Here is a 22,913-nt window from a genome sequence, read left to right on the forward strand (position 1 = left end):
ACGGGGTCCGTGCCGCGACCTCCGCCGGGGACGCCACCCGGACCCGTACGGCGGCGGCCGCCCCGAGGCGGCGCCCGGTCAGAAGCGCCCGTGCAGGGCGGCCAGGCCGGGCTCGAAGACCTGGCCGACGACGAACCCCTCCACCTTCGCCGCGTCGTCGGTCTCGAAGGTGGCCGACCACTCGACGAACGCCCTCCCGCTGTCGGTGACGGGGGCGACCCGGTAGAGCGCCCGGTAGTCACGGACCGGCAGCGGGCTCTCCAGGATCTCGTACGTCGCCGAGCGCGAGGCGTCGTCGAGGGTGAGCAGCCGCTCCCTGAAGGCTCCGCCGGGGCCCTCCAGCCTGCGCACCGCGCCCGGCCGGGAGTCCCCGCCGTCCTCGATCTCGCAGCCGGTGATCCCCGGCAGCCACTCCGCCACGTTGCCGAAATCCCTCAGGTACTCCCACACCTCGTCGGCGGAGGCGTTGATCACCGTGCTGGCGTACGCGGACATCGGCTACTCCTCGTGCTGGCCGTCGCCGACGGTCATGCCCGCGCGCGCCGCCGGGTAATCAGGGCCACCGGGTGATCGGGTCAGAAGCTCCTGGGCAGCCCGAGAACCTGGGTGGCCAGGTAGTTGAGCAGGAGTTCCTCGGTGACCGGGGCGACCTTGCCGATGCGGGCGCCGGTCAGCAGGTTGGCCACCGGGTACTCCAGCGAGTAGGCCATGCCGCCGTGCGTCTGGAAGGCGTGGTCCGCAGCCTCCCACGCGGCCTGCGAGGCGGACAGCTTGGCGATGTTGGCCTCGGTGGCGCAGGGCAGCTGCCTGTCGAACAGCCAGGCGGCCTTGTAGAGCATCAGCCTGGCCAGCTCGATCTTCGCCTTGACCTGGGCGAGGGGGAAGGCGATGGCCTGGTTGGCGCCGATCGGGCGGCCGAACACCTCGCGCTCCTTGGCGTACTGCACGGCCACCCGCAGCGCCACCTCGGCGCCGCCGAGCGCGGAGGCGGCGAGCAGGACGCGCTCGGGGTTGAGGATGTCCCACAGCACCAGCGCGCCCTGGTCGACCTCGCCGATCACGTTCCTCTCCGGGACCCGGAGGTCGTCGATGAAGACCATGTTGGACGGGGTGGTGTTGGCGCCCAGCTTCGGGATCGGCCGGAACGACAGCTGCCCGGCGGCGACCGCCTCGGGGACGTTCACCAGGAAGACGGTCAGGCCGTTGGAGCGGGGCTTGGCCTCGGCGGCCGGGATGGTCCGGGTGACCAGGAGCATCCAGGTGGCGCGCTGCACGCCGGTGATCCAGATCTTCTGGCCCTTGACGACGAACTCCGCGCCGTCGCGGCGGGCGAAGGTGGAGATGCCCAGGGCGTTGGACCCGGCGTCGGGCTCGGTCAGCGCGAAGCAGGTCTCCAGCTCGCCGGTGGCCAGCTTGGGCAGCAGCTCGTCGCGCTGCCACTCGCTGCCGTGCCTGGACAGGGTCATCGCGCCGAACCCGGGGGTGAGCACGTAGGTGAACGCCGAGCCGCCGGCCGAGCCCGAGGCCGACAGGGTCTCGGTGGCCACGGCCAGCTCCAGCAGGCCCTGGCCGCCGCCGCCGTACTCCTCGGGCACGGCCAGGCCGAGCCAGCCGCCCTTGGCCAGGTCCTGCCAGACCTCCTCGGGCCAGCGTTTCTCGCTCTCGCACCGCTGCCAGTAGTCCAGGTCGTAGCGGGCGCAGATGTCGCCGACGCCGCGTTGTACGGCGAGGGCGCTCTCGGGGAGGGTGAAGTCCACGATGATCAACTCCATTCTGGCTGCGGGCGCAATCGTAGAACGTAGTTCGGTATCTTCGTGGCGTCCCGGCCCCCGGCCCGCGGGATCAGGCCTGCGGGGCGGGCTCCAGCCGCGGCCTGCGCGCGTGGTAGACGAAGGCCGGCGGCACGTTGCCCCACACCGTCCGGCCGGTGACGACCTCCTCGAAGGTGTCGACCAGGCGCCTCCTGAAGCGCCGCGCCGGAGGAAGGCGCTTGGCGAAGCTGTAGGCGAAGGTGGTGAAGGCCGTGTGCGGGCCCATGATCCCGGTGACCGCGCCCAGCAGGCGGGCCTGGGTCTCCTCGGAGAAGGCGGCCCAGGGGAGCCCGCTCACGATCGCGTCGGCCCGGGGCAGGCCGCGCTCCTGGAGCAGCTGGGGCAGCCGCACCGCGTCGTCGACCACGACGTCCACTCCCGGGTTCCTGGCGGCGAGGAACTCGGCCAGCCTCGGGTTGATCTCGACGGCGATGTGGTGCCCCCGGCCGCCCAGCCGGCGCTGGATCTCCGCCGTGAACGCGCCCGTGCCGGGGCCGAGCTCGACGATCACCGGGTCGCCCCGGTGCGGGACCGGCGAGGCCACCGCCTCGGCGAGCCGCCGCGAGCTCGGCGCCACCGCTCCGACGGTGCCCGGCGAGCGGATCCACTGCCCCAGGAAGAGCGTGGTGTCATTGGTCATGGTTTGAAGGGTAGAGGGTACGGGAGCGCCCGCAGTACGCCACCTGGTCGATCTTGGCGGCTCAGAGACCCTCCACGGGCAGGTAGATCCGGCCGCCCTCGCGGGAGAACTCCTCGGACTTCTCCCGCATCCCGGCCTCCAGGGCCTCGGCGCCGGTCAGCCCGCGCTCCTCGGCGAACCTGCGCACGTCATGGCTGATCCTCATCGAGCAGAACCTCGGGCCGCACATCGAGCAGAAGTGCGCGGTCTTGGCCGGGGCGGCGGGCAGCGTCTCGTCGTGGAAGGACCGGGCGGTCCCGGGGTCCAGGGAGAGGGCGAACTGGTCCTCCCAGCGGAACTCGAACCGGGCGTCGGACAGCGCGTCGTCCCACGCCTGCGCGCCCGGGTGGCCCTTGGCGAGGTCGGCCGCGTGCGCCGCGATCTTGTAGGTGATCACGCCGGTCTTCACGTCGTCCCTGTCCGGCAGGCCCAGGTGCTCCTTGGGCGTGACGTAGCAGAGCATCGCCGTGCCGTACCAGCCGATCATCGCCGCGCCGATGGCCGAGGTGATGTGGTCGTAGCCGGGCGCGACGTCGGTCGTCAGCGGGCCGAGGGTGTAGAACGGGGCGTCGTCGCAGAGCTCGCGCTGCAGGTCGACGTTCTCCTTGATCTTGTGCATGGGGACGTGGCCGGGGCCCTCGACCATCACCTGGACGTCGTGCGCGTGAGCGATCCCCGTGAGCTCGCCCAGCGTCCTGAGCTCGGCGAACTGGGCCTCGTCGTTGGCGTCGGAGATCGATCCTGGGCGTAGGCCGTCGCCCAGCGAGAACGCCACGTCGTAGCGGGCCAGGATCTCGCAGATGTCGGCGAAGTGCTCGTAGAGGAAGCTCTCGCGGTGGTGCGCCAGGCACCAGGCCGCCATGATCGAGCCGCCCCGGGAGACGATCCCTGTCCTGCGCCGCGCGGTCAGCGGCACATGGGCCAGGCGCACCCCCGCGTGGACGGTGAAGTAGTCCACGCCCTGCTCGCACTGCTCGATCAGGGTGTCGCGGTAGATCTCCCACGACAGGCCGGCCGCGTCGCCGCCCGCCTTCTCCAGCGCCTGGTAGAGCGGGACGGTCCCGATCGGCACGGGGGAGTTGCGGATGATCCACTCGCGGGTGGTGTGGATGTCGCGCCCGGTGGACAGGTCCATCACCGTGTCGGCGCCCCACCGGATCGCCCACGTCATCTTGTCCACCTCCTCCTCGACGGTGGAGGCGACGGCCGAGTTGCCGATGTTGGCGTTGATCTTCACGAGGAAGTTGCGGCCGATGATCATCGGTTCGCTCTCGGGATGGTTGACGTTGGCCGGGATGATCGCCCGCCCGGCGGCCACCTCGGCGCGGACGAACTCCGGCGTCACGCCTTCGCGGACCGCGACGAACTCCATCTCCCGGCTGACCAGGCCGCGGCGGGCGTAGGCGAGCTGGGTGACCGGCGCCCCCGCCGCGCGCAGCGGCCGGTCGCCGCCGCCGGTGAAGACCGCGTCGAGGGAGCGCAGGTCGCGGGCCCAGGCGTCGCGGTCGCGGTAGCCGTCGTCGCCGGGGGCGCCGGGCCGGCCGCCGTACCGGACCGTGTCGCCCCGCTCCAGGATCCACTCCTCGCGCGGGCGCGGCAGGCCGCGGGTGACGTCGGTGGTCACGGACGGGTCCGTGTAGGGGCCCGAGGTGTCGTACAGCGTGACCGCGGTCCCGTCGGTCAGGCGCACCTCGCGCATGGGGACGCGCAGGTCGCCCTGATAGATCTTGGAGCTGGAAATACGCGCGTCGATCATCGCGCAAACTCCCTTCGCCGGCATTACCCGGAGCAGGTTCTGGCGGTCGGCGGCTGTCTCGGCCGTCCTCTCAGCCCGGTTCTCCGGGCTCCCGCGTTGGTCGAACGGAACGATAACGCGTATCCCCCGCGCCCACCATCCACCCGGCCGCATCGGACGCAGTAGTGTCACCATCAGGTACGGGGAGGGAGATCAGCCGGTGAATCCGGAAGCATCGGGGGCCGAGGACCGAATCTGGACGGTCCCCAACGCGTTGAGCCTGGCCAGGCTTCTGGGGGTGCCGGTTTTCCTGTGGCTGGTGCTGGGCCCGAAGGCCGACGGCTGGGCCGTCGCCCTGCTGATGCTGGCGGGGTTCTCCGACTGGCTCGACGGCAAGATCGCCCGTGCCTGGAACCAGACCAGCAGGCTCGGCCGCCTGCTCGACCCGCTGGCCGACCGGCTCTACATCCTGGCCACCCTGTTCGGCCTCGCCATGCGCGAGATCATCCCCTGGTGGCTGGCGCTGGCCATCCCGCTGCGCGACGTGATGCTGCTGGGCATCCCGCTCATCCTGCGCCGCCTCGGGTACGGTCCCGCGCTGCCCGTGCACTTCCTCGGCAAGGCCGCCACGGCCAACCTGCTCTACGCCTTCCCACTGCTCTTCCTGGCCCACCATCCCTCCTGGTACGCCGAGGCGGCGGGAATCGTCGGCTGGTCCCTGGCCATCTGGGGCACCGGCCTGTACTGGTGGTCCGGAGTGCTGTATTGGGTACAGGTGCGTCAGCTGACAAGCGAGGCCAAACGCCTTAAGAGGTGATCTGTGAAGGCCGTCGTCATGGCGGGCGGGGAGGGGACACGGCTCCGGCCGATGACCGCGAACCAGCCCAAACCTCTCCTACCCGTGATCAACCGGCCGATCATGGAGCATGTGCTTCGCCTGCTGAAACGGCACGGCTTCACCGAGACGGTGGTCACCGTGCAGTTCCTGGCAGCCCTGGTCCGCAACTACTTCGGCGACGGCGACGAGCTCGGCATGAGCCTGTACTACGCCACCGAGGACACGCCGCTCGGCACCGCGGGCAGCGTGAAGAACGCCGCCGACCGGCTCCGCGACGACCGCTTCCTGGTCATCTCCGGCGACGCGCTGACCGACATCGACCTGACCGACATGATCCGCTTCCACCGCGAGAACGGCGCGATGGTCACGATCGGGCTCAAGCGCGTCCCCAACCCGCTGGAGTTCGGCATCGTCATCGTCGACGACCAGGGCAGGGTGGAGCGCTTCCTGGAGAAGCCGACCTGGGGCCAGGTCTTCTCCGACACCGCCAACACCGGCATCTACGTGATGGAGCCCGAGGTCCTCGACGAGATCGCGGCCGGGGAGTCCGTCGACTGGTCGGGTGACGTGTTCCCCAGGCTGCTGGAGCGCGGCGCCCCGCTGTACGGATACGTGGCCGACGGCTACTGGGAGGACGTCGGCACCCACGAGAGCTACCTCAAGGCCCAGGCCGACGTCCTGTCCGGCCGGGTCAAGGTCGACATCGACGCCTTCGAGGTCTCGCCGGGCGTCTGGGTCGCCGAGGGGGCCTCGGTCGACGCCGACGCCGTCCTGAAGGGCCCCCTCTACGTCGGCGACTACGCCAAGATCGAGGCGGGCGCCGAGCTGCGCGAGTACACCGTGCTGGGCAGCAACGCGGTGGTCAGGGAGGGGGCCTTCCTGCACCGCGCGGTCGTCCACGACAACGTCTACGTCGGGCCCAGCGCCCACCTGCGCGGCTGCGTGATCGGCAAGAACACCGACCTGATGACCGGCGCCAGGGTCGAGGAGGGCGCCGTCGTCGGCGACGAGTGCATCATCGAGGCCGAGGCGTACATCTCCTCCGGCGTCAAGATCTACCCGTTCAAGACCATCGAGGCCGGGGCGGTGATCAACAACAGCGTCATCTGGGAGCCGCGCGCCCAGCGCAACCTGTTCGGCCCCCGGGGAGTCTCGGGGCTGGTCAACGTCGAGATCACCCCCGAGCTGTGCGTACGGCTGGCCAGCGCCTACGCCACCACCCTGAAGAAGGGCGCCTCGGTCATCACCTCCCGCGACTCCTCCCGCGCCGCGCGGGCGCTGAAGCGGGCCGTGATCAGCGCCCTGAACGCCAGCGCGATCAACGTGCTCGACCTGGAGGCGTCCCCGCTCCCGGTGGCCCGCTTCCACACCGCCAGGGAGAACGCCGTCGGCGGCATCGCGCTGCGCACCACCCCCGGCGACCCGCAGAGCGTCGACATCGTCTTCATGGACGAGCACGGCGCGGACCTTTCCCCGGCGGCCCAGCGCAAGCTGGACCGGGTCTTCTCCCGGCAGGAGTTCCGCCGCGCCTTCCCCGGGGAGATCGCCGAGCTGAGCTTCCCCGCCCGGGCGGTGGAGGACTACACGCACGAGCTGCTGCGCCTGATCGACATCAGCGGGGTGCGCGACGCCGACATGAAGGTCGTGGTCGACTGCGCCGGGGGCACCTCCTCGCTGGTGCTGCCCAGCCTGCTGGGCCGGGTCGGGGTGGACGTGCTGACCGTCAACAACCGGCTGGACGACGCCTCGCCCACCGAGACCCTCGCCGAGCGCCGCCGCGACCTGCAGCGCCTGTCGGAGCTCGTCAGCTCCTCCAGGGCCGCCTTCGGGGTGCGCTTCGACCCGGTGGGGGAGCGGGTCGCGCTGGTGGACGAGAAGGGCCAGCTGATCAGCGAGGAGCGCGCCCTGCTGGTGGTGCTCGACCTGGTCGCCGCCGAGCGGCGCGGCGGCAGGGTGGCGCTGCCGGTCACCACCACCCGGGTGGCCGAGCAGGTCTGCAGGTTCCACGGCGTCCAGGCCGAGTGGACCTCCACCGCGATCGACGCGCTCACCGCCGCGGCCAGAGGGCCGGAGATGATCTTCGCGGCCGACGGGCGCGGCGGTTTCATCGTGCCCGAGTTCGGCCCCACGGTGGACGGCCTGGCGGTGTTCCTGCGCCTGCTGGGCCTGGTCGCCAGGACCCGGCTCTCGCTCAGCCAGATCGACGCCAGGATCCCCGAGGCCAAGCTGCTGCGCCGGACCGTGCCGACCCCGTGGGCCGCCAAGGGCGCGGTGATGCGCTCGGTCATCGAGGCCGCTGAGCACTACCGCATCGACACCACCGACGGGGTGCGGGTCGTCGCCGAGGACGGCAGCTGGACCCTGGTGCTGCCCGACCCGACGGAGGCGGTCACCCACCTGTGGGCCGAGGGGTTCGACGTCGACTCCGCGCAGACCCTGATCGAGCACTGGGCGAGGGTGGTGGAGGAGGCCGCGGGCGGCTGACGTTCCCCGGCCCCGGCCGGCGCGCCGGAGGCGCGGGAAGGCGCCCGGACGGGGGCCGCGGGCCGAGCGGTTGCCACAAAGACAGCGCGGCGCCATGGACCGGGGACAGTACCCCACTGTAACTTTGTCACCGACCGTACCCGCGGTTCAGCGTCAACCTTGACCTTCGCGCCTCATCACTGTATGTTGCGGCATTCGCAGTCCGAGAAAACACTTGAGAAGCGAAGAAGCGAGGCGCGCATCACTGAGCACCGTTGCCGCGTCTTCGCGGTAGGAGGCCGAGCCGATCGATGCCGAGCGTCTACTGCACGCAGTGCGGTCATGCCAATCCTGAGGATGCCCGTTTCTGTTCACGATGCGGGTCGCCGCTTACCAAAGCCGAGACCCCCGGAGACAGCACATCGACGATCTCCCTCTCCGGGATCGAGGCCTACGAGGCGGAGACAGGTGAGACGCTTCTCGCCGAGCGGCAGGCCGTCGAGCAGTTGCCCCCGGGCACCGCGCTGCTGGTCGCGATGCGCGGCCCCAACGCCGGCAGCCGGTTCCTGCTCGACAGCGACCTCACCACCGTGGGCCGTCACCCCGAGAGCGACATCTTCCTCGACGACATCACGGTCTCGCGCCGCCACGTGGAGTTCTACCGGCGCGGCGGCGGGGTCTTCACCGTCCGCGACGTCGGCAGCCTGAACGGCACCTACGTGAACCGCGAGCGCATCGAGGAGGTCCCGCTGTACGGCGGGGACGAGGTGCAGATCGGCAAGTTCCGCCTCGTCTTCCTCACCCGCGGCGCCGCTGGAGGATGATGAGCTCGCAGGCCGCTCGTGCGCACATGAGCATCGGGGAGGTGCTCGCTCTCCTGCAGGGCGAGTTCCCCGACGTCAGCATCTCCAAGATTCGTTTCCTGGAGGGCGAGGGGCTGATCGAGCCGGAGCGCAGTCCCTCCGGCTACCGCAAGTTCACCTACGCCGACGTCGAGCGGCTGCGTTACATCCTCAGCGAGCAGCGTGACCGCTACCTGCCGCTGCGCGTCATCAAGGATCACCTGGAGGCGGCCGACCGCGAGGAGCGTCCGGCCGCCAGGCCGCGCGCGGTCCCCGACGACGCGCCCCCCGAGATCCGGCTCACCCGCGAGGAGCTGCTCGCCGCCGCCGAGCTCGACGAGGAGACCCTCGCCGAGCTGGAGGACTACGGCCTGCTGGCCGCCGTGGCCCGCTACTACGACGCCGAGGCGCTGGCCGTGGCCCGCAGCGTCGGAGCCCTGGCCGCCTTCGGCCTGCGGGCCCGCCATCTGCGAGCCGTCAAGGCCGCCGCGGAGCGCGAGGCCGGTCTGGTGGAGCAGGCCGTCGCCCCGCTCCTGCGCCGCCGCAGGCCCGGGGCCATCGACCAGGCCGACGAGACGGCCAGGGAGATCTCCGGCCTGCTGCTGGAATTGCACGCCTCCCTGCTGCGTTCCGGCGTTCGTGGGGCCCTGGGCCGGTGAGAACCTGACCAGGCACTCGTACCCCCACGAGTGTTACGTTGAACAAACCGGTCGGAATCCAGCGAAGACGGAGCAGCCCGTGTTGCAGATGGAGGTCGTGGGCGTTCGAGTTGAGATGCCCTCCAACCAGCCGATCGTCTTGCTGAAAGAGACGCATGGGGAGCGTTACCTACCTATCTGGATCGGCATGACGGAGGCCACGGCGATCGCCATGGCCCAGGCCGAGGAACCACCGCCCCGGCCGCTCACGCATGACCTGTTCCGCGACGTGCTCGAAGGGCTCGGGGTCCGGCTGAGCACGGTCAACATCGTCGCCCTGCGCGACGGCATCTTCTTCGCCGATCTCGTGTTCTCCAACGGGGTCGAGGTGAGCGCGCGCCCCTCGGACTCGATCGCCTTGGCACTTCGCACCGGCGCACGTATCTTCGCGAGTGAGGACGTGGTCCGGGAGGCAGGGGTGATCATCCCGGACGACCAGGAGGACGAGGTGGAGAAGTTCAGGGAGTTCCTTGACACGATCACGCCCGAGGACTTCGGCCGCGCGGGGTAGGAATTTCGGTGCATTTACGCTTCACGACGCGCCGAGTGGGGTCGTTGACTGGACTTGGCCCCAGTCCTACGGTGCAAGTGAAACCCGCGGTCGTGCGTAAACCCCCAGATCAGGCCGTGGGATGAGAGAAAGCCGGAGGTCCGCGTGGCGGTCAGCAGCGGCGAGGGTAGAAACGCCGATCAGGATGACCCGGAACGGCGCCAGTCGGCACGTCAGCGCGCGGGTGAAGAGGGTCTGCTGTTCGACGGGCAACCGGTGAAGGTGCCCGCCGACATCGGTTACCGAGGCCCCACGGCCTGTTCCGCGGCCGGCATCACCTACCGGCAACTCGACTACTGGGCGCGCACCGGCCTGGTCGAGCCCACCGTGCGGGCCGCCCACGGCTCCGGCTCCCAGCGGCTGTACGGCTTTCGCGACATCCTGGTCCTCAAGGTCGTCAAGCGTCTCCTCGACACCGGCGTCTCCCTCCAGCAGATCCGCATCGCCGTGCAGCACCTGCGCGACCGGGGCGTCAACGACCTGGCCGGGATCACCCTGATGAGCGACGGGGTGAGCGTCTACGAGTGCACCTCGCCCGACGAGGTCATCGACCTCCTCCAGGGCGGTCAGGGAGTCTTCGGGATAGCTCTGGGACGGGTGTGGCAGGAGGTGGAGGGCTCCCTCGCGGATCTGCCCGGCGAACGCGCGGAGTCGAGCGAGGGCCCTTTAGGAGATCATCAGGCCGATGAGCTGGCCCGCCGTCGCAGAGCACGACGAACCGGGTAAACTCGGACCTGCCACTGACCCTGTGCGGGAGAGACCCCGACCACGATCGGGGCGCCGAAGGAGCAACCTCCCCGGAATCTCTCAGGCACCCGGTACCGCACGGACGAGGCAACTCTGGAAAGCAGGCGCGCTCGCCAGGCGCGACTCACCGACGGTGCAAGCCTCCCGACAAGGGGCAGGTGAAGCTCTCAGGTCACGACCCGCACGACGGTCGTGATGACAGAGGGGGAGACCAGGCATACGCCCGCGCCCAGCGCCGGTCTCCACCCCGTCCCGGGAGGCTTCACCAATGACCGACCTGTCATCGCTCAGCGAACTCGGCTCCCCCGCTTTCGCGACCCGCCACATAGGGCCGGACGACGCCGGCCAGACCCGCATGCTGGAGGCGGTCGGATTCGCCTCCGTCGCCGACCTGGTCGCGGTGGCCGTGCCCGAGGCGATCCGCTCCTCGGAGCGGCTGAGCCTGCCCCCGGCGGCCGGGGAGTCCGAGACCCTCGCCGAGCTCCGGGTCCTCGCCGGGCGCAACACCGTGCTCACCTCGATGATCGGCCTGGGGTACCACGACACGATCACCCCGGGCGTCATCCGCCGCAACCTCCTGGAGAACCCGGGCTGGTACACCGCGTACACGCCCTACCAGCCGGAGATCTCCCAGGGCCGCCTGGAAGCCCTGATCAACTTCCAGACCGTCGTCTCCGACCTGACCGCCCTCGACGTCGCCGGGGCCTCCCTGCTGGACGAGGCCACCGCTGCGGCCGAGGCGATGACCCTGGCCCGCCGCGCGGGCCGCAGCCCCTCGAAGGTGTTCGTGGTGGACGCCGACGCGCTGCCGCAGACCAAGGCGGTGCTGCGCACCCGCGCCGAGCCGCTCGGCATCGAGCTGGTCGAGAGCGACTTCACCGAGGAGCTTCCCGAGTGCTTCGGGGTGCTCGTGCAGTATCCCGGCGCCAGCGGCAGGGTCCGCGACTTCCGCGCCATCGCCGACGCCGCCCACGCGCGCGGCGCCCAGGTGGTCGCCGCCGCCGACCTGCTGGCCCTCACCCTCCTGGCCGCGCCCGGCGAGCTCGGCGCCGACATCGCGGTCGGCTCCTCCCAGCGCTTCGGCGTCCCCATGGGCTTCGGCGGCCCGCACGCCGCCTACATGGCCGTCCGTGACGGCCTGCAGCGCCAGCTGCCGGGCCGCCTGGTGGGCGTCTCCCAGGACGCCGACCAGCGCCCCGCGTACCGGCTCGCGCTCCAGACCCGCGAGCAGCACATCCGCCGCGAGAAGGCCACCAGCAACATCTGCACCGCGCAGGTGCTGCTCGCGGTGATCGCCGGCATGTACGCCGTCTACCACGGCCCCGAGGGCCTGCGCAGGATCGGCCGTCGCACCCACCGGCACGCCGTCGTGCTGGCCGAGGGCCTGCGCCAGGGCGGCGTCGAGGTCGTGCACGACACCTTCTTCGACACCGTGCTCGCCAGGGTTCCCGGCCGCGCCGAGGCGGTCGTCGCCGCGGCCCGCGACAACGGGGTCAACCTGCGCCTGGTCGACGCCGACCACGTGGGCGTCACCTGCGACGAGAGGACCGAGCCCCTCCACCTGGAGCAGGTCCTGGCCGCCTTCGGGATCGGCGGCGCCGTGCTGGCCGATCTGGACGCCGCCGCGCACGACGCGCTGCCCGCCTCGCTGGCGCGCGTCAGCGACTACCTGACCCACCCGGTCTTCCACAGTCACCGCTCCGAGACGGCGATGCTGCGCTACCTGCGCAGGCTCCAGGACAAGGACATCGCGCTCGACCGGTCGATGATCCCGCTGGGCTCCTGCACCATGAAGCTCAACGCGACCACCGAGATGGAGCCGATCACCTGGCCGGAGTTCGCCGGGCTGCACCCCTACGCGCCCGAGGACCAGGCCGCGGGCTACGTCGAGCTGATCGGGCAGCTGGAGCGCTGGCTGGCCGAGGTCACCGGCTACGACGCCGTCTCGCTCCAGCCGAACGCCGGCTCCCAGGGCGAGTTCGCCGGGCTCCTGGCGATCCGCGCCTACCACACCGCGCGCGGCGACTCGGGCCGCGACGTCTGCCTGATCCCCTCCTCCGCGCACGGCACCAACGCCGCGAGCGCCGTGATGGCGGGCATGCGGGTGGCCGTGGTCGCCTGCGACGACCAGGGCAACGTGGACGTCGACGACCTCGTCGCGAAGATCGACAAGCACCGCGAGCAGCTCGCCGCGATCATGGTGACCTACCCGTCCACGCACGGCGTGTACGAGGAGACGATCGTCCGGATCTGCGAGCTGGTGCACGAGGCCGGCGGGCAGGTCTACGTCGACGGCGCCAACCTCAACGCACTGGTCGGCCTGGCCAGGCCCGGCGAGTTCGGGGCGGACGTCTCCCACCTGAACCTGCACAAGACCTTCTGCATCCCGCACGGCGGCGGCGGCCCCGGCGTCGGCCCGGTCGCGGTCCGCGCCCACCTGGCCGACTACCTGCCCGGCCACCCGCTGCGCGAGGGGACCGCGGTGGGCCCGGTCTCGGCGGCGCCGTACGGCTCCGCGGGCATCCTGCCCATCTCCTGGGCCTACATCCGGATGATGGGCGCCGACGGCCTGAAGGCCGCCACCGAGCAGGCCATCCTGTCGGCCAACTACCTGGCCCGCAGGCTCAGCCCCCACTACCCGGTCCTCTACACCGGCCGCGGCGGCCTCGTCGCCCACGAGTGCATCGTGGACCTGCGCCAGATCACCAAGGAGACCGGGGTGACGGTCGACGACGTGGCCAAGCGCCTCATCGACTACGGCTTCCACGCCCCGACCATGTCCTTCCCGGTGGCCGGCACGCTGATGATCGAGCCGACCGAGAGCGAGGACCTGGCCGAGCTCGACCGGTTCTGCGAGGCGATGATCGCGATCCGCGAGGAGATCGCGAAGGTCGCCTCCGGGGCGTACGACAAGACCGACAACCCGCTGCGCAACGCCCCCCACACGGCCGACAGCCTCGTCGCCGACGAGTGGGGCCACCCCTACAGCCGCACCGAGGCGGCCTACCCGCTGCCGTCGGTGCGCGAGGGCAAGTACTGGTCGCCGGTCCGCCGCATCGACCAGGCCTACGGCGACCGCAACCTGGTCTGCTCCTGCCCTCCCCTGGAGGCGTACGAGGACTGATCGCCGCAGGGTCCCGCCGGGACCGCAAGCCCGCGCGACCCGCGATATTCGCGGGGAATGCGACAGGACGGAGGGCGCCCCGAGTCGTTAGGCTCGGGGCGTCTCCGTATCCGGAAGGATCCTGCATGCCTGAGGTGGACACCCGTCCCTTGGACACCGCGCGAAGACTGGCCGAGGCGGGCGACCTCGACGGCGCCGCCGCGATCTTCGCCGAGCTGGTCGCCGATCCCGACGAGCCCGACCGGGCACAGGCGGCGGTGGGTCTCGCGGTGGTGCTGGAGGAGAGCGGGGACGTGGCGGGCTCCCGCACGGCCGCGCGCACCGCGCTGGCGACCGGGCATCCGGAGTTCGCCGCCCAGGCCGCCTGCCTGCTCGCGGGGAGCTTCGAGCGGGAGGGCCTGGCCGACCAGGCCCGTGCCGCCTGGCAGGCCGCGCTGGGCGTGGGCCATCCCGCCTACGTCCCGCTGGCGCACATGGCCCTCGCCAGGCTCGCCACGGGCGAGGAGGAGGCCGAGCGGTCGCTGCGTGACGCGCTGGCCACCGCCGACCCGGAGATCGCTCCTCGTGCCGCACAGCGGCTGGCGGAGGCACTCCTGGAGGAGGGCGAGCCGGGGGAGGCCGCCCAGGTGCTCCTGGAGGCGCTCGCGGTGCCCGACGCGGCCGAGGTGCCGAGGCTGCGGGTGATGCTCGGCATCGCTCACCTGGAGCTGGCGTGCGCGGAGTTCTCCGCCGCGATCGAGGAGGGCGGCGACGTCGAGACCGGTGCGCTGGCCATCGAGCTCCTGGCCCGCACGCTCCCGCTCAGGGGGCGCGACGAGGACGCCGAGCGCGTGTGGCGCTACGGCCTGGACAGCGCGGACGAGGATCTCGCCGGTGAGGTCCGCCTCCGCCTCGACCGGGACCTCTGAGCCTTCCGGGCCTCGACCGGGGCCTCTGAGCCTTCCGGGCCTTGGCCGGGATCGCTGAGGCTTCCGGGCCTGGACCGGGATCGCTGAACCTCTCGGCCGGGACGGAGGGACCGGGCGGGACCCCGGCGGGTGTCAGTCGCGCTCCCGCCAGCGGCCCAGGGCGTGGGCGAAGTTGATCGCCACGATCCCGCCCCAGGCCAGCAGCAGCCCGGCGGTGCCGGAGGTCTGCGCCGCGACGGCGGTCAGCGGGATCCCGATGCCCATCGAACCGAGGGCGATCGGGATCGAGCCGTTCGAGCCCTTGCGCGACTTGGCCGACTTGGCCTTCGGCGCCCCGGCGGCGTGCATCTCGGCGCGCACCCGGTGGGCGATGGTCGCGTCGAGACGTGACACGAACGACTCGATGAGGGCGGCCTCGTACTCGGGGCCGAGGTCGCGCCGGGCCTCGACGGTGGCATGCATGTCCTGGCGGATATCTTGATAGTCCTGCACGCTTCGATTGTTCCTTCACGCCGGCCGCCGGGCATCAGTCAATAGGAGGAGATCCGTGTCCACCTCCGAGTCCACCCCTCCCGCCGGCGCGTCCACGCCGGGATCCGGGTTCCCCCCGCGCGCGGTCCCTCCCATGGAGATCGCGACCCCGCACGGCCCCGCGCTGGTGGAGATCGACGAGGTGGCCGTCCCGCGTTTCCTGCTGGTGCTCACCCACGGCTCGGCCGGGGGAGTGGACGCCCCCGACCTGCTGGCCGTGCGCGACGCCGCGACGGCGATCGGCGCGACGGTCGCGCGGGTGCTCCAGCCGTTCCGGATGCGCGGAGCCCGCGCGCCGGGGTCGGCGGTCAAGCAGGACGAGGCGTGGGAGACGCTGGTGGCCGCGCTGCGCGGGCGCTATCCGGGGCTGCCGCTGGCGCAGGGCGGGCGGAGCAACGGGGCCAGGGTCGCGTGCCGTACGGCCGACCGGGTCGGGGCCGTCGCGGTCGTCGCGCTGGCGTTCCCGCTGCACCCGCCGGGGAAGCCGGAGCGGTCACGCGCCGGGGAGCTGCGCGCGGCGGGTGTGGACGTGCTGGTGGTGAACGGAGACCGTGACCCGTTCGGCGTGCCCGAGGCGGCGGACGCCGCGCGCCTGGTGGTGCTGCCGGGAGAGGGTCACGACCTCGGGAGGAACCCCGCCAGGGTGGGCGAGGTGGCCGCCGAGTGGCTCGACACGAGGATGCGGCCGGGCTCGGTGGACCCGCTCAGCGTGACCGGCCGGGTGTGACGGGCCTCAGACGACGCCGGCCAGTGGCCGGTGCGGCTCGATGACGGCACCGTCCGGAAGGAGCTCGCCGGTGTCGTCGAACAGCACCACACCGTTGCAGAGCAGGCTCCAGCCCTGCTCGGGGTGGGCCGCCATGGTGCGGGCGGCTTCGCGGTCCAGCGCGTCGGCGGACGGACAGGACGGCTCGTGCGGGCACATCGGCGTGCCTCCGGATCTCTCGTGTCGGCTCGCCCGGGTCACACCGGGCACGGGTGGGCATCGGACATCCGGCGGCACCGTCACCGATGGGTCTCCGTTCCCACGTATGACGGGGACGAGCATCTGAATGTTGATATATGGCCATGCGGTCCCTAACAGAACGGGAGCCGCACATCAAGCAGATCAAGTGTGCGATCGATCGCACCTTGGCGACATAGCCCGTTAGGACTGTTTGAGAACTGGTAAGGGGTCAGTCCGTCAGGGCTTTATCAGGGGATGTGACCTATAACACAGCATGCCTCATATAAGGATATTCGACCAAGTGCGACACGCCGCCGAGCAGGTAAACGATCGGTTACAAGTTGCTGACGTGCGCCGACGCGGGTTTCCGAACCCCTGACCGTCCCCTACCGGGTCCGATGCGCTCACCGGGCGCCCAGGCCGGCCAGGAGCGCGTCCAGCCCGTGCTCGAAGTCGGTGTCCGCCCCCGGGCTGCCGCCTCCCCTGGACGGGGGACGCCAGGGCTCGTCCTCGTCGCCCGAGGGTTCGGCCCAGCCCGACTGCTGCACCTCCACGGCCACCGCGCCGAAGACGTAGGCCCGAAGGGCCCGTACCGCGCCCGCGGCGTCGGCCAGTCCCGCGTCGGCCAGCTGGTCGGTCTGCTCCCTGATGGCGATCGCCGCCCTGCCCCTCGGCGGCTTGGTCAGGGCCAGGGCCAGCACCCCGGGATGCTCCCTCAGCGCGGCCCGGCTCGCCCTGCACCAGGCCCTCGCGCTGTCCTGCCAGCTCTCGCCGGGCTCGGCGTGGACGGTGGTGACGTGCTCGGCCAGCGCGTCCATCAGGGCGTCCTTGCCTCGCGGCAGGTGGTGGTAGATGGCCATCGCCTCCACCTGGAGCGCGTCGCCCAGCCGCCGCATCGTCAGGCGCCGGAGCCCCTGGCCGTCGGCGATGTGGAGGGCGGCGTCGATGATGCGCTCCCTGGAGAGCGGGACGGGCGGTCGCTTGGCAGGCATGGGAGGCATCCTGCCACCGCTCACCTTACTGCGTAAAGGACGGCGCGCCGGTCAGGACGGACGTTCCTCGGCGTCGCCGTGCGGCGGGGCGGCCGGCGGCACCGTGCGGCGGGGCGGCTGATGGCGCCGTGCGGCGAGGTGGCCGGTGGCGCAGCACAGTGAGAGGGGCGGTGGTGCGGACCGCTCCGCGGGAGGCCCGGTCCCTGAGTGTGTGGGGCGGGTGCGGACCGCGTAGGCTACGAGCGGTGATCTGCCGGAGGAGACCGGCGACCGGCGAGAGAGGGAAGAAGATGGCGTTTTTCCGACCGCGCGTGAGCCGGGAGGCGGAGGTTCGTCACCACGCTGACCAGGAGGTCGGGAAGAGCTTCCCCGAGCTTCTGGAGAAGGCGCGCGAGGCCGAGGCCGAGGTGCGCCGGGCGCAGGCCGCCGCGGCCCCCGTGCAGGAGCTGCGGGCCGCCGGGCTGGCCTTCGACAGGGCGCTCACCGAGGCCCTGCGCGCGGCCGAGGCCAACCAGCGCGCGACGTTCGGGATCAGGTCGTACGACGACCGGATCCGCCGCCGCAAGGGCAGGGCCACCCCGAAGGGCGCCGAGTGGACCGCCGAGGTCAACCGCCTGCGCACCCTTCGCGAGCAGAACCGGCTGACCGGCATCCCCAGGGTGCCGCGCCCGGTCGCCGCCTCGGCCCGCTGAGCTCCATTCCGATCTCCATTCCCGGCCCTCGCCCCCGGTCCTCACCGGGACCTTCGACCGCGGGGGCTCGGGCGCGGATCTGATCCGCCCGCCGGTCTCCACCCGCGGACCCGGTTCGAACGGCCTCTCGCCGCCCGTCACGCGTTCCCGTGACGGGCGGTTTCGCCGTTCCGGACCGGGTCCGGGGGAGGCGACGGTGATTCGGCCCTGATGACCGGTCTTCTCGGCCCGGCCTCCCAATATGGCGGACTTTAGGTTAGGCTTCCCTAATAAAGTACTCCGTCTCGGTGGCCTCCCCGGCCACTCCCTCAACGCCGTGACCAGGCACTTCGCTGAGGTGCGCGTAGTTATGTCATTTTCGTCTGCCTTTTCTCGCGCTGAACGGCTCCTCGTGTCCGGTGGGGAACAGCGGTCGCCGACCCCTGGGCGCGCCGGTGGGAAACTCCCGCGCCGCCCGCGCGGGCGGCCGGCGCCGGCCGGGGATCCCGGTGCCGGGCGAATTCACACAGCCGGGTCCGCCACCCGGTACACCCACGCTGGAGGTATCCGATGACCAACCCCTTCGACGACGAGAGCGCGTCCTTCCTGGTGCTGGTGAACGCCGAGGGGCAGCACTCGCTGTGGCCCGCGTTCGCCGACGTCCCCCCGGGGTGGGAGGTCGTCCACGGTGAGGACTCCCGCGCCGGCTGCCTGGCCTACGTCGAGGGCTCCTGGACCGACATGCGCCCCAGAAGCCTCGTCGCCGAGATGGGCGGCTGACCTCTTCAAGACCTTCAAGACCTTCGAGGGCCGGTACGGGTACCGTCGCCCCGGTCCGCGTACCGGCCCCTCGGGGAGGGGCGCCTCGCGCTCCTGCCGGTCCCTCCGGGGGGCACTCCCCGCAGGGGCCGGAAACACGCCGAAGGGCGCCACCGCGGACCGTGAGGTCTCGCGGTGGCGCCCTTCGGGACTGTCGGGACTCCGGAACGACCGGACGCCGGTCAGCTGGCCCAGTCGAGCAGCGGGCGGGTGTTGCTGGGGTGGCGGAGCTTGGAGAGCGACTCCTTCTCCAGCTGGCGGATGCGCTCGCGCGTCAGGCCGAGACACTTGCCGATCTCGTCGAGGGTGTGGGGCTTGCCGTCGACGAGGCCGAAGCGCAGGGCCATGATCTTGGCCTCCCTGGGGGAGAGGTTGCCGAGCACGCCGCGCAGCTGCTCGCCCAGCAGCTGGCGGTCGACGACCTCCGACGCCTCGGGCGAGTCGACGTCCTCGATGAGGTCGCCGATCGTGGTCTCGCCGTCCTCGCCGATGGTGGCGTTGAGGCTGATCGGCTGGCGGCTGGTGCGCAGCAGCTCCTCGATCTGGTCGGGGGTCTTGTCGAGCTCGACGCCCAGCTCCTCCGGCGTGGGCTCGCGGCCCAGACGCTGGTGCATGTCACGCTCGACGCGCGACAGCTTGGAGAGCATCTCTAGCACGTGCACCGGAAGCCTGATGGTGCGGGCCGAGTCGGCGAAGCCGCGCTGGATGGCCTGGCGGATCCACCACATGGCGTAGGTGGAGAACTTGTAGCCCTTGGTGTAGTCGAACTTCTCCACCGCGCGGATCAGGCCCAGGTTGCCCTCCTGGACCACGTCGAGCAGGGCCATGCCCCGGTCGGTGTACTTCTTGGCCACGGAGACGACCAGGCGGAGGTTGGCCTCCAGCATGTGGTCCTTGGCCCGGCGGCCGTCCTCCGCGATCCACTCCAGATCGTCGCGCGCGGCCGCGGACAGACCCGGGTCGGCCTCCAGCTTGGACTCGGCGTACAGCCCGGCCTCGATGCGCTTGGCCAGCTCGACCTCCTGCGCGGCGGTGAGCAGGGTGCGACGGCCGATCGACTTCAGATAGGTGTGCACCGAGTCGCCCATGACGGAGGACTGGTCGTCGAGGTCGAGGGTCGGCTCGACCTCCACCTCGGCCTCCTCCGGCGGGTTCCACTCGTCGTCGAGCTCCGCCGCCGTGTCCTTGGCGTCCTTGGCGTCCTTGGCGGCGCTCTTGGCGGTCCCGGCCTTCTTGACGGGCCTGGCGGTCTTGAGGTCGCCCGCGGGCTCCGCGCCGGTCGTGGCGGCGTCCGGGGCGCCGGCCGTGGTCTCGGTCTTCGCCGCCCCCTTCCTCACGGGCGCGGCCTTGGCCTTGCGGACGGGGGTCTTGCGGGTGCTCTTGGCGCCGGACGCGGACAGCGCGGGCTCGTTCTCGGCCGCCAGGCTGACGCCCGCCTCGGTGAGCTCGCGCAGGATCGACCTGCCCTCGGTCGGGCTGATGCCCGCCTCGGCGAAGGCGTGGCGCAGCTCCGCGAGTGAAAGATGGCCCTGGACTCGCCCTCGGTCAAGGAGCTGGTCGAGGGTCGTCGGGGCCTCAGATGAGGTCGCCACGGCGGTTGGGGGCATGAGGACACCTCCTCCATCACGGAGTCGTCTGAATTTACGGTCTGCTGGTCTTGGGGTGGGGCGGTCTGGGGGCCGCTCGGCGCACCAGTACCAATAACCCCAGGCAAGAACTTTCTGTTCCCGACCCGACCCGGAAAATATGAAGGGCGGACCGCCTTCCCGGCGATCCACCCGCACGTGGGCGCCCGAGAGGGCCTACTCGATCACTTCCACGGGGCTCTCCGCAGGGCCCTCCTGCGCCGGGTCCACGGTGCCTTCGCGCACGGGGCCGTCGACCATGGGCATCGGGAAGGGCTCCGCCTGCTCCAGGCGGTTCTCGCTCCAGTACTCGACGACCTTCCGGGGGTCGGGATTGACCTCCCTGGACACCACGAAGTCCTCCGCGGGAGGGACGGGCGCGGTCGGGGACGGCTCCTGGGAGGAGGTTCCCGGCTCGTTCGGGGCGACCGGCACCGGCTCGGCCGACGGTTTCTCCGCCCTCCCGATGCCGCCCGACGCGGCGGCCGCCGTGACGGAGATGCCGCCGGCGAGGACCAGGCTCACGATTCCAGCCGAGACCCATGTCTTGCGGGTGACGTTCATCGGGCTTGTCCTTCCTGCTTCGGCTACCTGTTGGACGTGTCGCGGCACCTTCACGGTTCCCGATCACGACCATAACGGAGAGCTTCGAGATCCGGCTTGCCATTGGCCAAAAGTGGTATTTCGGTCACAACAATCAGTTCGGCGGGGGCCGCGTAGGCGGGCAGCCGCTCCTTGGCGAAGGCGCGGACCTCGGCCAGGGACGGCGGGGAGGGCGAGACGACGACGGCCACCACCCGCTCGCCCCACTCGGGGTCGGGACGGCCGACCACGACGGCGTCGACGATCGCGGGATGCTCGGCCACCACGGCGGCCACCGCCGCGGCGACGACCTTCTCGCCCCCGGTGTTGATGACGTCGTCGGCCCGCCCCAGCACGCGCAGCCGCCCGCCCTCCAGGACGCCCAGGTCCGAGGTGAGGAACCAGCCGCCGTCGCGGGCGGCCTCGGTGAGGTCGGGGCGCAGCCGGTAGCCGGAGAACAGCACGGGCCCGCCCAGGCGGATCCGGCCGTCGTCGCCGATGCCGACCTCCACCCCGTCGAGGGGCTCGCCGTCGTAGACGCACCCGCCGCAGGTCTCGCTCATGCCGTACGTGGTGACCACCCTGGCCCCGGCCGCGCGGGCCTCGGCGAGCAGGGCGGGGGGAGCGGCGGCACCGCCGAGCAGGATCGTCCTGAACATCGACAGGCGCGGGAGACGCGGCGAACTCACCTGGAGCAGCCGGCGCAGCTGGGTCGGCACCAGCGAGACGTGGTCCGTGCCGCTGGAGAGCACGGCCTCGGGGGAGAACCCGTCGTGCACGATCGGCTCGGTCCCGCCCAGCAGCGACCTCACCAGGACCTGCAGGCCGGACACGTGGGAGGGGGGCAGGCAGCACAGCCAGCGCTCGCCCGCCCCGGCGTCCAGGCGCCGCAGCGAGGCCGACGCGGAGGCGATCAGGGCCTCGGCGGACAGCTGCGCGCCCTTGGGGGCGCCGGTCGAGCCGCTGGTGGCGATGACCACCGCGACCTCGGCGGGCACGCCGACGCCGCCCTCGCGGCGGACCCCGTCGACGTGGGTCGGGCGCAGCGCGTCGAGCGTCGCCCGCAGAGCGGGGGCGGGCAGGGCGGGGGAGAGGGGCAGCACGGCGGGACCGCGGCCGTCCAGTGCCGCGCCGACGGCCCGGAACAGCTCCGGGCCCGGCGCCGAAACCACGGCGTGCAGTTCCCGTTGCACGGAAAGCCACTCCTCATGCACAGGAATGGTCATCACAGTCGTAAGGTTAGTGCCGAATGCCGGACAACAGCCGGGGCGGTCCCGGTAAAGCGGAGAGGGTGAAGCCATCGTGGGCACGGAGCGGGTCGAGCCGGGCGTGGACGATCAGGTGGTGGCGGAGACGGCCTCCGAGCGCGACGGCGCGGTCGACTGGAAGAGGTCCGGACAGTACGAGGACATCATCTACGAGACCGGCGAGGGCATCGCGAAGATCACGATCAACCGTCCGGAGCGGCACAACGCGTTCCGCCCGACGACGCTCTTCGAGCTCAAGGACGCCTTCAACGTCGCCCAGGAGGACGCCGAGGTCGGCGTGATCATCTTCACCGGCGCGGGCGACCGGGCCTTCTGCTCCGGGGGCGACCAGAAGATCCGCGGCGACGACGGCTACGTCGACAAGTCCACCCCGCACGTCGGCCGGCTCAACGTGCTCGACCTGCAGGTCCAGATCCGCCGCTGTCCCAAGCCGGTCATCGCCATGATCGCCGGTTACGCCATCGGCGGCGGCCACGTGCTGCACGTGTGCTGCGACCTGTCCATCGCCGCCGACAACGCGGTCTTCGGCCAGACCGGCCCCAAGGTCGGCTCCTTCGACGGCGGCTACGGCTCCTGGCTGCTGGCCGAGACCGTCGGCCTGAAGCGGGCCCGCGAGATCTGGTACCTCTGCCGCCAGTACGACGCGCAGAAGGCCCTCGACTGGGGTCTGGTCAACGCGGTCGTGCCGCTCGCCGAGCTCGAGGCCGAGACGGTCAAGTGGGCCAGGGAGATGCTGGACAAGTCGCCGCTGGCCCTGCGCATGCTCAAGGGCGCGCTGAACGCGGTCACCGACGGCGCCGCGGGGATGCAGCAGTTCGCCGGTGACGCCACCCTGCTCTACTACATGAGCGAGGAGGCGCAGGAGGGACGCAACGCGTTCAAGGAGAAGCGCTCCCCCGACTTCGGCAGGTTCCCGCGCCGTCCCTAGGGGCGGCCGACGACAGGTTACGGCGCGGCCGCGGGCGGCGAGGGCACGTCGCCCGCTCCCCGGGGGCGGCGGGGGCCCGAACGGATCCGGCCCCCGGGCGCGCCGCTCCGCGCAGGCGAGGGCGCCTTCGCGCGCCTCAGGACGGACTCACCCCCG

At 71.5% G+C, this 22,913-nt stretch carries 22 protein-coding genes and 2 riboswitches; of the genes, 12 read left to right on the plus strand and 10 right to left on the minus strand.

Features of this window, described 5'->3' with window-relative positions:
- Positions 1 to 78: 78 nt before the first annotated feature.
- The 4 genes from AB0F88_RS38105 to thiC form a co-directional block, all read right to left on the minus strand.
- Positions 79 to 495: an SRPBCC family protein gene (locus tag AB0F88_RS38105; protein ID WP_362695818.1), complete on the minus strand. Its 417-nt coding sequence runs from the start codon at positions 493 to 495 to the stop codon at positions 79 to 81.
- Between the two features lie 80 nt (positions 496 to 575).
- On the minus strand, positions 576 to 1,757 hold the full coding sequence (locus AB0F88_RS38110; protein ID WP_362695820.1) for an acyl-CoA dehydrogenase family protein: 1,182 nt from the start codon (positions 1,755 to 1,757) through the stop codon (positions 576 to 578).
- An 85-nt stretch (positions 1,758 to 1,842) separates the two neighbouring features.
- Positions 1,843 to 2,451 carry an SAM-dependent methyltransferase gene (locus AB0F88_RS38115; protein ID WP_362695822.1) on the minus strand — a complete coding sequence of 203 codons (609 nt, stop codon included), beginning with the start codon at positions 2,449 to 2,451 and terminating at the stop codon, positions 1,843 to 1,845.
- 61 nt (positions 2,452 to 2,512) lie between these two features.
- Complete coding sequence (gene thiC / locus AB0F88_RS38120; RefSeq protein WP_362695824.1) at positions 2,513 to 4,246, minus strand: phosphomethylpyrimidine synthase ThiC; 1,734 nt, start codon at positions 4,244 to 4,246, stop codon at positions 2,513 to 2,515.
- Positions 4,239 to 4,351, minus strand: a riboswitch (TPP riboswitch). It overlaps the preceding gene by 8 nt.
- Before the next feature lie 94 nt (positions 4,352 to 4,445).
- Between thiC and AB0F88_RS38125 the strand changes: the two genes are divergently transcribed.
- From AB0F88_RS38125 to AB0F88_RS38160, 8 genes are all read left to right on the plus strand, one after another.
- Complete coding sequence (locus AB0F88_RS38125; RefSeq protein ID WP_350977386.1) at positions 4,446 to 5,042, plus strand: CDP-alcohol phosphatidyltransferase family protein; 597 nt, start codon at positions 4,446 to 4,448, stop codon at positions 5,040 to 5,042.
- 3 nt (positions 5,043 to 5,045) lie between these two features.
- Positions 5,046 to 7,547 (plus strand): mannose-1-phosphate guanyltransferase, encoded by a 2,502-nt coding sequence (locus AB0F88_RS38130; protein ID WP_362695826.1) that lies wholly within the window; start codon positions 5,046 to 5,048, stop codon positions 7,545 to 7,547.
- Positions 7,548 to 7,837: 290 nt separating this feature from the next.
- Positions 7,838 to 8,350: an FHA domain-containing protein gene (locus AB0F88_RS38135; protein WP_329079681.1), complete on the plus strand. Its 513-nt coding sequence runs from the start codon at positions 7,838 to 7,840 to the stop codon at positions 8,348 to 8,350.
- The gene (locus AB0F88_RS38140) at positions 8,350 to 9,027 is read left to right on the plus strand and encodes a MerR family transcriptional regulator (RefSeq protein ID WP_362695829.1); all 678 of its coding nucleotides are present in this window, start codon (positions 8,350 to 8,352) and stop codon (positions 9,025 to 9,027) included. Before AB0F88_RS38135 ends, AB0F88_RS38140 begins: the two co-directional genes overlap by 1 nt.
- 79 nt (positions 9,028 to 9,106) lie before the next feature.
- Positions 9,107 to 9,577, plus strand: coding sequence for a bifunctional nuclease family protein (locus tag AB0F88_RS38145; RefSeq protein ID WP_326639501.1), 471 nt, complete (start codon positions 9,107 to 9,109; stop codon positions 9,575 to 9,577).
- 234 nt (positions 9,578 to 9,811) lie between these two features.
- On the plus strand, positions 9,812 to 10,342 hold the full coding sequence (locus AB0F88_RS38150) for a MerR family transcriptional regulator (RefSeq protein WP_362696061.1): 531 nt from the start codon (positions 9,812 to 9,814) through the stop codon (positions 10,340 to 10,342).
- A 15-nt stretch (positions 10,343 to 10,357) separates the two neighbouring features.
- Positions 10,358 to 10,450, plus strand: a riboswitch (glycine riboswitch).
- A 181-nt stretch (positions 10,451 to 10,631) separates the two neighbouring features.
- A complete protein-coding gene (gene gcvP / locus AB0F88_RS38155) occupies positions 10,632 to 13,487 on the plus strand; it encodes an aminomethyl-transferring glycine dehydrogenase (protein ID WP_362695831.1) in 2,856 nt (951 codons plus the stop codon).
- Positions 13,488 to 13,612: 125 nt separating this feature from the next.
- Positions 13,613 to 14,395: a hypothetical protein gene (locus AB0F88_RS38160; RefSeq protein ID WP_362695833.1), complete on the plus strand. Its 783-nt coding sequence runs from the start codon at positions 13,613 to 13,615 to the stop codon at positions 14,393 to 14,395.
- Positions 14,396 to 14,527: 132 nt separating this feature from the next.
- Here the strand turns inward: AB0F88_RS38160 and AB0F88_RS38165 are convergent, their stop codons facing one another.
- On the minus strand, positions 14,528 to 14,887 hold the full coding sequence (locus AB0F88_RS38165; protein ID WP_362695835.1) for a hypothetical protein: 360 nt from the start codon (positions 14,885 to 14,887) through the stop codon (positions 14,528 to 14,530).
- Positions 14,888 to 15,020: 133 nt separating this feature from the next.
- On the opposite strand from AB0F88_RS38165, the gene AB0F88_RS38170 reads away from it, so the two are divergent.
- Positions 15,021 to 15,653 carry an alpha/beta family hydrolase gene (locus tag AB0F88_RS38170; protein ID WP_362696063.1) on the plus strand — a complete coding sequence of 211 codons (633 nt, stop codon included), beginning with the start codon at positions 15,021 to 15,023 and terminating at the stop codon, positions 15,651 to 15,653.
- Between the two features lie 6 nt (positions 15,654 to 15,659).
- Here the strand turns inward: AB0F88_RS38170 and AB0F88_RS38175 are convergent, their stop codons facing one another.
- On the minus strand, positions 15,660 to 15,851 hold the full coding sequence (locus AB0F88_RS38175; protein ID WP_329094021.1) for a DUF5999 family protein: 192 nt from the start codon (positions 15,849 to 15,851) through the stop codon (positions 15,660 to 15,662).
- A gap of 425 nt (positions 15,852 to 16,276) precedes the next feature.
- Positions 16,277 to 16,864, minus strand: a complete 588-nt coding sequence (locus tag AB0F88_RS38180; protein WP_362695837.1) for a TetR/AcrR family transcriptional regulator C-terminal domain-containing protein — start codon at positions 16,862 to 16,864, stop codon at positions 16,277 to 16,279.
- Between the two features lie 290 nt (positions 16,865 to 17,154).
- Here AB0F88_RS38180 and AB0F88_RS38185 point away from each other — a divergent pair, with 290 nt between their 5' ends.
- Both AB0F88_RS38185 and AB0F88_RS38190 read left to right on the plus strand, forming a co-directional pair.
- The gene (locus AB0F88_RS38185) at positions 17,155 to 17,556 is read left to right on the plus strand and encodes a hypothetical protein (protein ID WP_362695838.1); all 402 of its coding nucleotides are present in this window, start codon (positions 17,155 to 17,157) and stop codon (positions 17,554 to 17,556) included.
- 549 nt (positions 17,557 to 18,105) lie between these two features.
- The gene (locus tag AB0F88_RS38190; protein WP_362695840.1) at positions 18,106 to 18,315 is read left to right on the plus strand and encodes an MbtH family protein; all 210 of its coding nucleotides are present in this window, start codon (positions 18,106 to 18,108) and stop codon (positions 18,313 to 18,315) included.
- A 221-nt stretch (positions 18,316 to 18,536) separates the two neighbouring features.
- Here AB0F88_RS38190 and AB0F88_RS38195 read toward each other — a convergent pair whose 3' ends face one another.
- The 3 genes from AB0F88_RS38195 to AB0F88_RS38205 all read right to left on the minus strand — a co-directional run bounded on the left by AB0F88_RS38195 (position 18,537) and on the right by AB0F88_RS38205 (position 21,787).
- On the minus strand, positions 18,537 to 19,961 hold the full coding sequence (locus tag AB0F88_RS38195) for an RNA polymerase sigma factor (protein ID WP_362695842.1): 1,425 nt from the start codon (positions 19,959 to 19,961) through the stop codon (positions 18,537 to 18,539).
- Positions 19,962 to 20,156: 195 nt separating this feature from the next.
- A complete protein-coding gene (locus AB0F88_RS38200) occupies positions 20,157 to 20,543 on the minus strand; it encodes a hypothetical protein (RefSeq protein WP_362695844.1) in 387 nt (128 codons plus the stop codon).
- Positions 20,544 to 20,593: 50 nt separating this feature from the next.
- Positions 20,594 to 21,787 (minus strand): AMP-binding protein, encoded by a 1,194-nt coding sequence (locus AB0F88_RS38205; RefSeq protein WP_362695846.1) that lies wholly within the window; start codon positions 21,785 to 21,787, stop codon positions 20,594 to 20,596.
- A gap of 118 nt (positions 21,788 to 21,905) precedes the next feature.
- On the opposite strand from AB0F88_RS38205, the gene menB reads away from it, so the two are divergent.
- On the plus strand, positions 21,906 to 22,757 hold the full coding sequence (menB, locus tag AB0F88_RS38210; RefSeq protein ID WP_362696065.1) for a 1,4-dihydroxy-2-naphthoyl-CoA synthase: 852 nt from the start codon (positions 21,906 to 21,908) through the stop codon (positions 22,755 to 22,757).
- Positions 22,758 to 22,913 lie beyond the last annotated feature (156 nt).

It is taken from the genome of Streptosporangium sp. NPDC023963 (genome assembly GCF_040639135.1).
Classification (GTDB): Bacteria; Actinomycetota; Actinomycetes; order Streptosporangiales; family Streptosporangiaceae; genus Streptosporangium.

Bases quoted from the DNA above. Each gene is read 5' to 3' on its own strand.
- AB0F88_RS38115 (WP_362695822.1), bottom strand. From the start codon at position 2,451: ATGACCAATGACACCACGCTCTTCCTGGGGCAGTGGATCCGCTCGCCG.
- AB0F88_RS38170 (WP_362696063.1), top strand. From the start codon at position 15,021: ATGGAGATCGCGACCCCGCACGGCCCCGCGCTGGTGGAGATCGACGAG.
- AB0F88_RS38190 (WP_362695840.1), top strand. From the start codon at position 18,106: ATGACCAACCCCTTCGACGACGAGAGCGCGTCCTTCCTGGTGCTGGTG.
- AB0F88_RS38185 (WP_362695838.1), top strand. From the start codon at position 17,155: ATGGCGTTTTTCCGACCGCGCGTGAGCCGGGAGGCGGAGGTTCGTCAC.
- gcvP (WP_362695831.1), top strand. From the start codon at position 10,632: ATGACCGACCTGTCATCGCTCAGCGAACTCGGCTCCCCCGCTTTCGCG.
- AB0F88_RS38205 (WP_362695846.1), bottom strand. From the start codon at position 21,787: ATGACCATTCCTGTGCATGAGGAGTGGCTTTCCGTGCAACGGGAACTG.
- AB0F88_RS38180 (WP_362695837.1), bottom strand. From the start codon at position 16,864: ATGCCTGCCAAGCGACCGCCCGTCCCGCTCTCCAGGGAGCGCATCATC.
- AB0F88_RS38195 (WP_362695842.1), bottom strand. From the start codon at position 19,961: ATGCCCCCAACCGCCGTGGCGACCTCATCTGAGGCCCCGACGACCCTC.
- AB0F88_RS38175 (WP_329094021.1), bottom strand. From the start codon at position 15,851: ATGTGCCCGCACGAGCCGTCCTGTCCGTCCGCCGACGCGCTGGACCGC.
- AB0F88_RS38140 (WP_362695829.1), top strand. From the start codon at position 8,350: ATGAGCTCGCAGGCCGCTCGTGCGCACATGAGCATCGGGGAGGTGCTC.
- AB0F88_RS38135 (WP_329079681.1), top strand. From the start codon at position 7,838: ATGCCGAGCGTCTACTGCACGCAGTGCGGTCATGCCAATCCTGAGGAT.
- AB0F88_RS38160 (WP_362695833.1), top strand. From the start codon at position 13,613: ATGCCTGAGGTGGACACCCGTCCCTTGGACACCGCGCGAAGACTGGCC.
- AB0F88_RS38200 (WP_362695844.1), bottom strand. From the start codon at position 20,543: ATGAACGTCACCCGCAAGACATGGGTCTCGGCTGGAATCGTGAGCCTG.
- thiC (WP_362695824.1), bottom strand. From the start codon at position 4,246: ATGATCGACGCGCGTATTTCCAGCTCCAAGATCTATCAGGGCGACCTG.
- AB0F88_RS38105 (WP_362695818.1), bottom strand. From the start codon at position 495: ATGTCCGCGTACGCCAGCACGGTGATCAACGCCTCCGCCGACGAGGTG.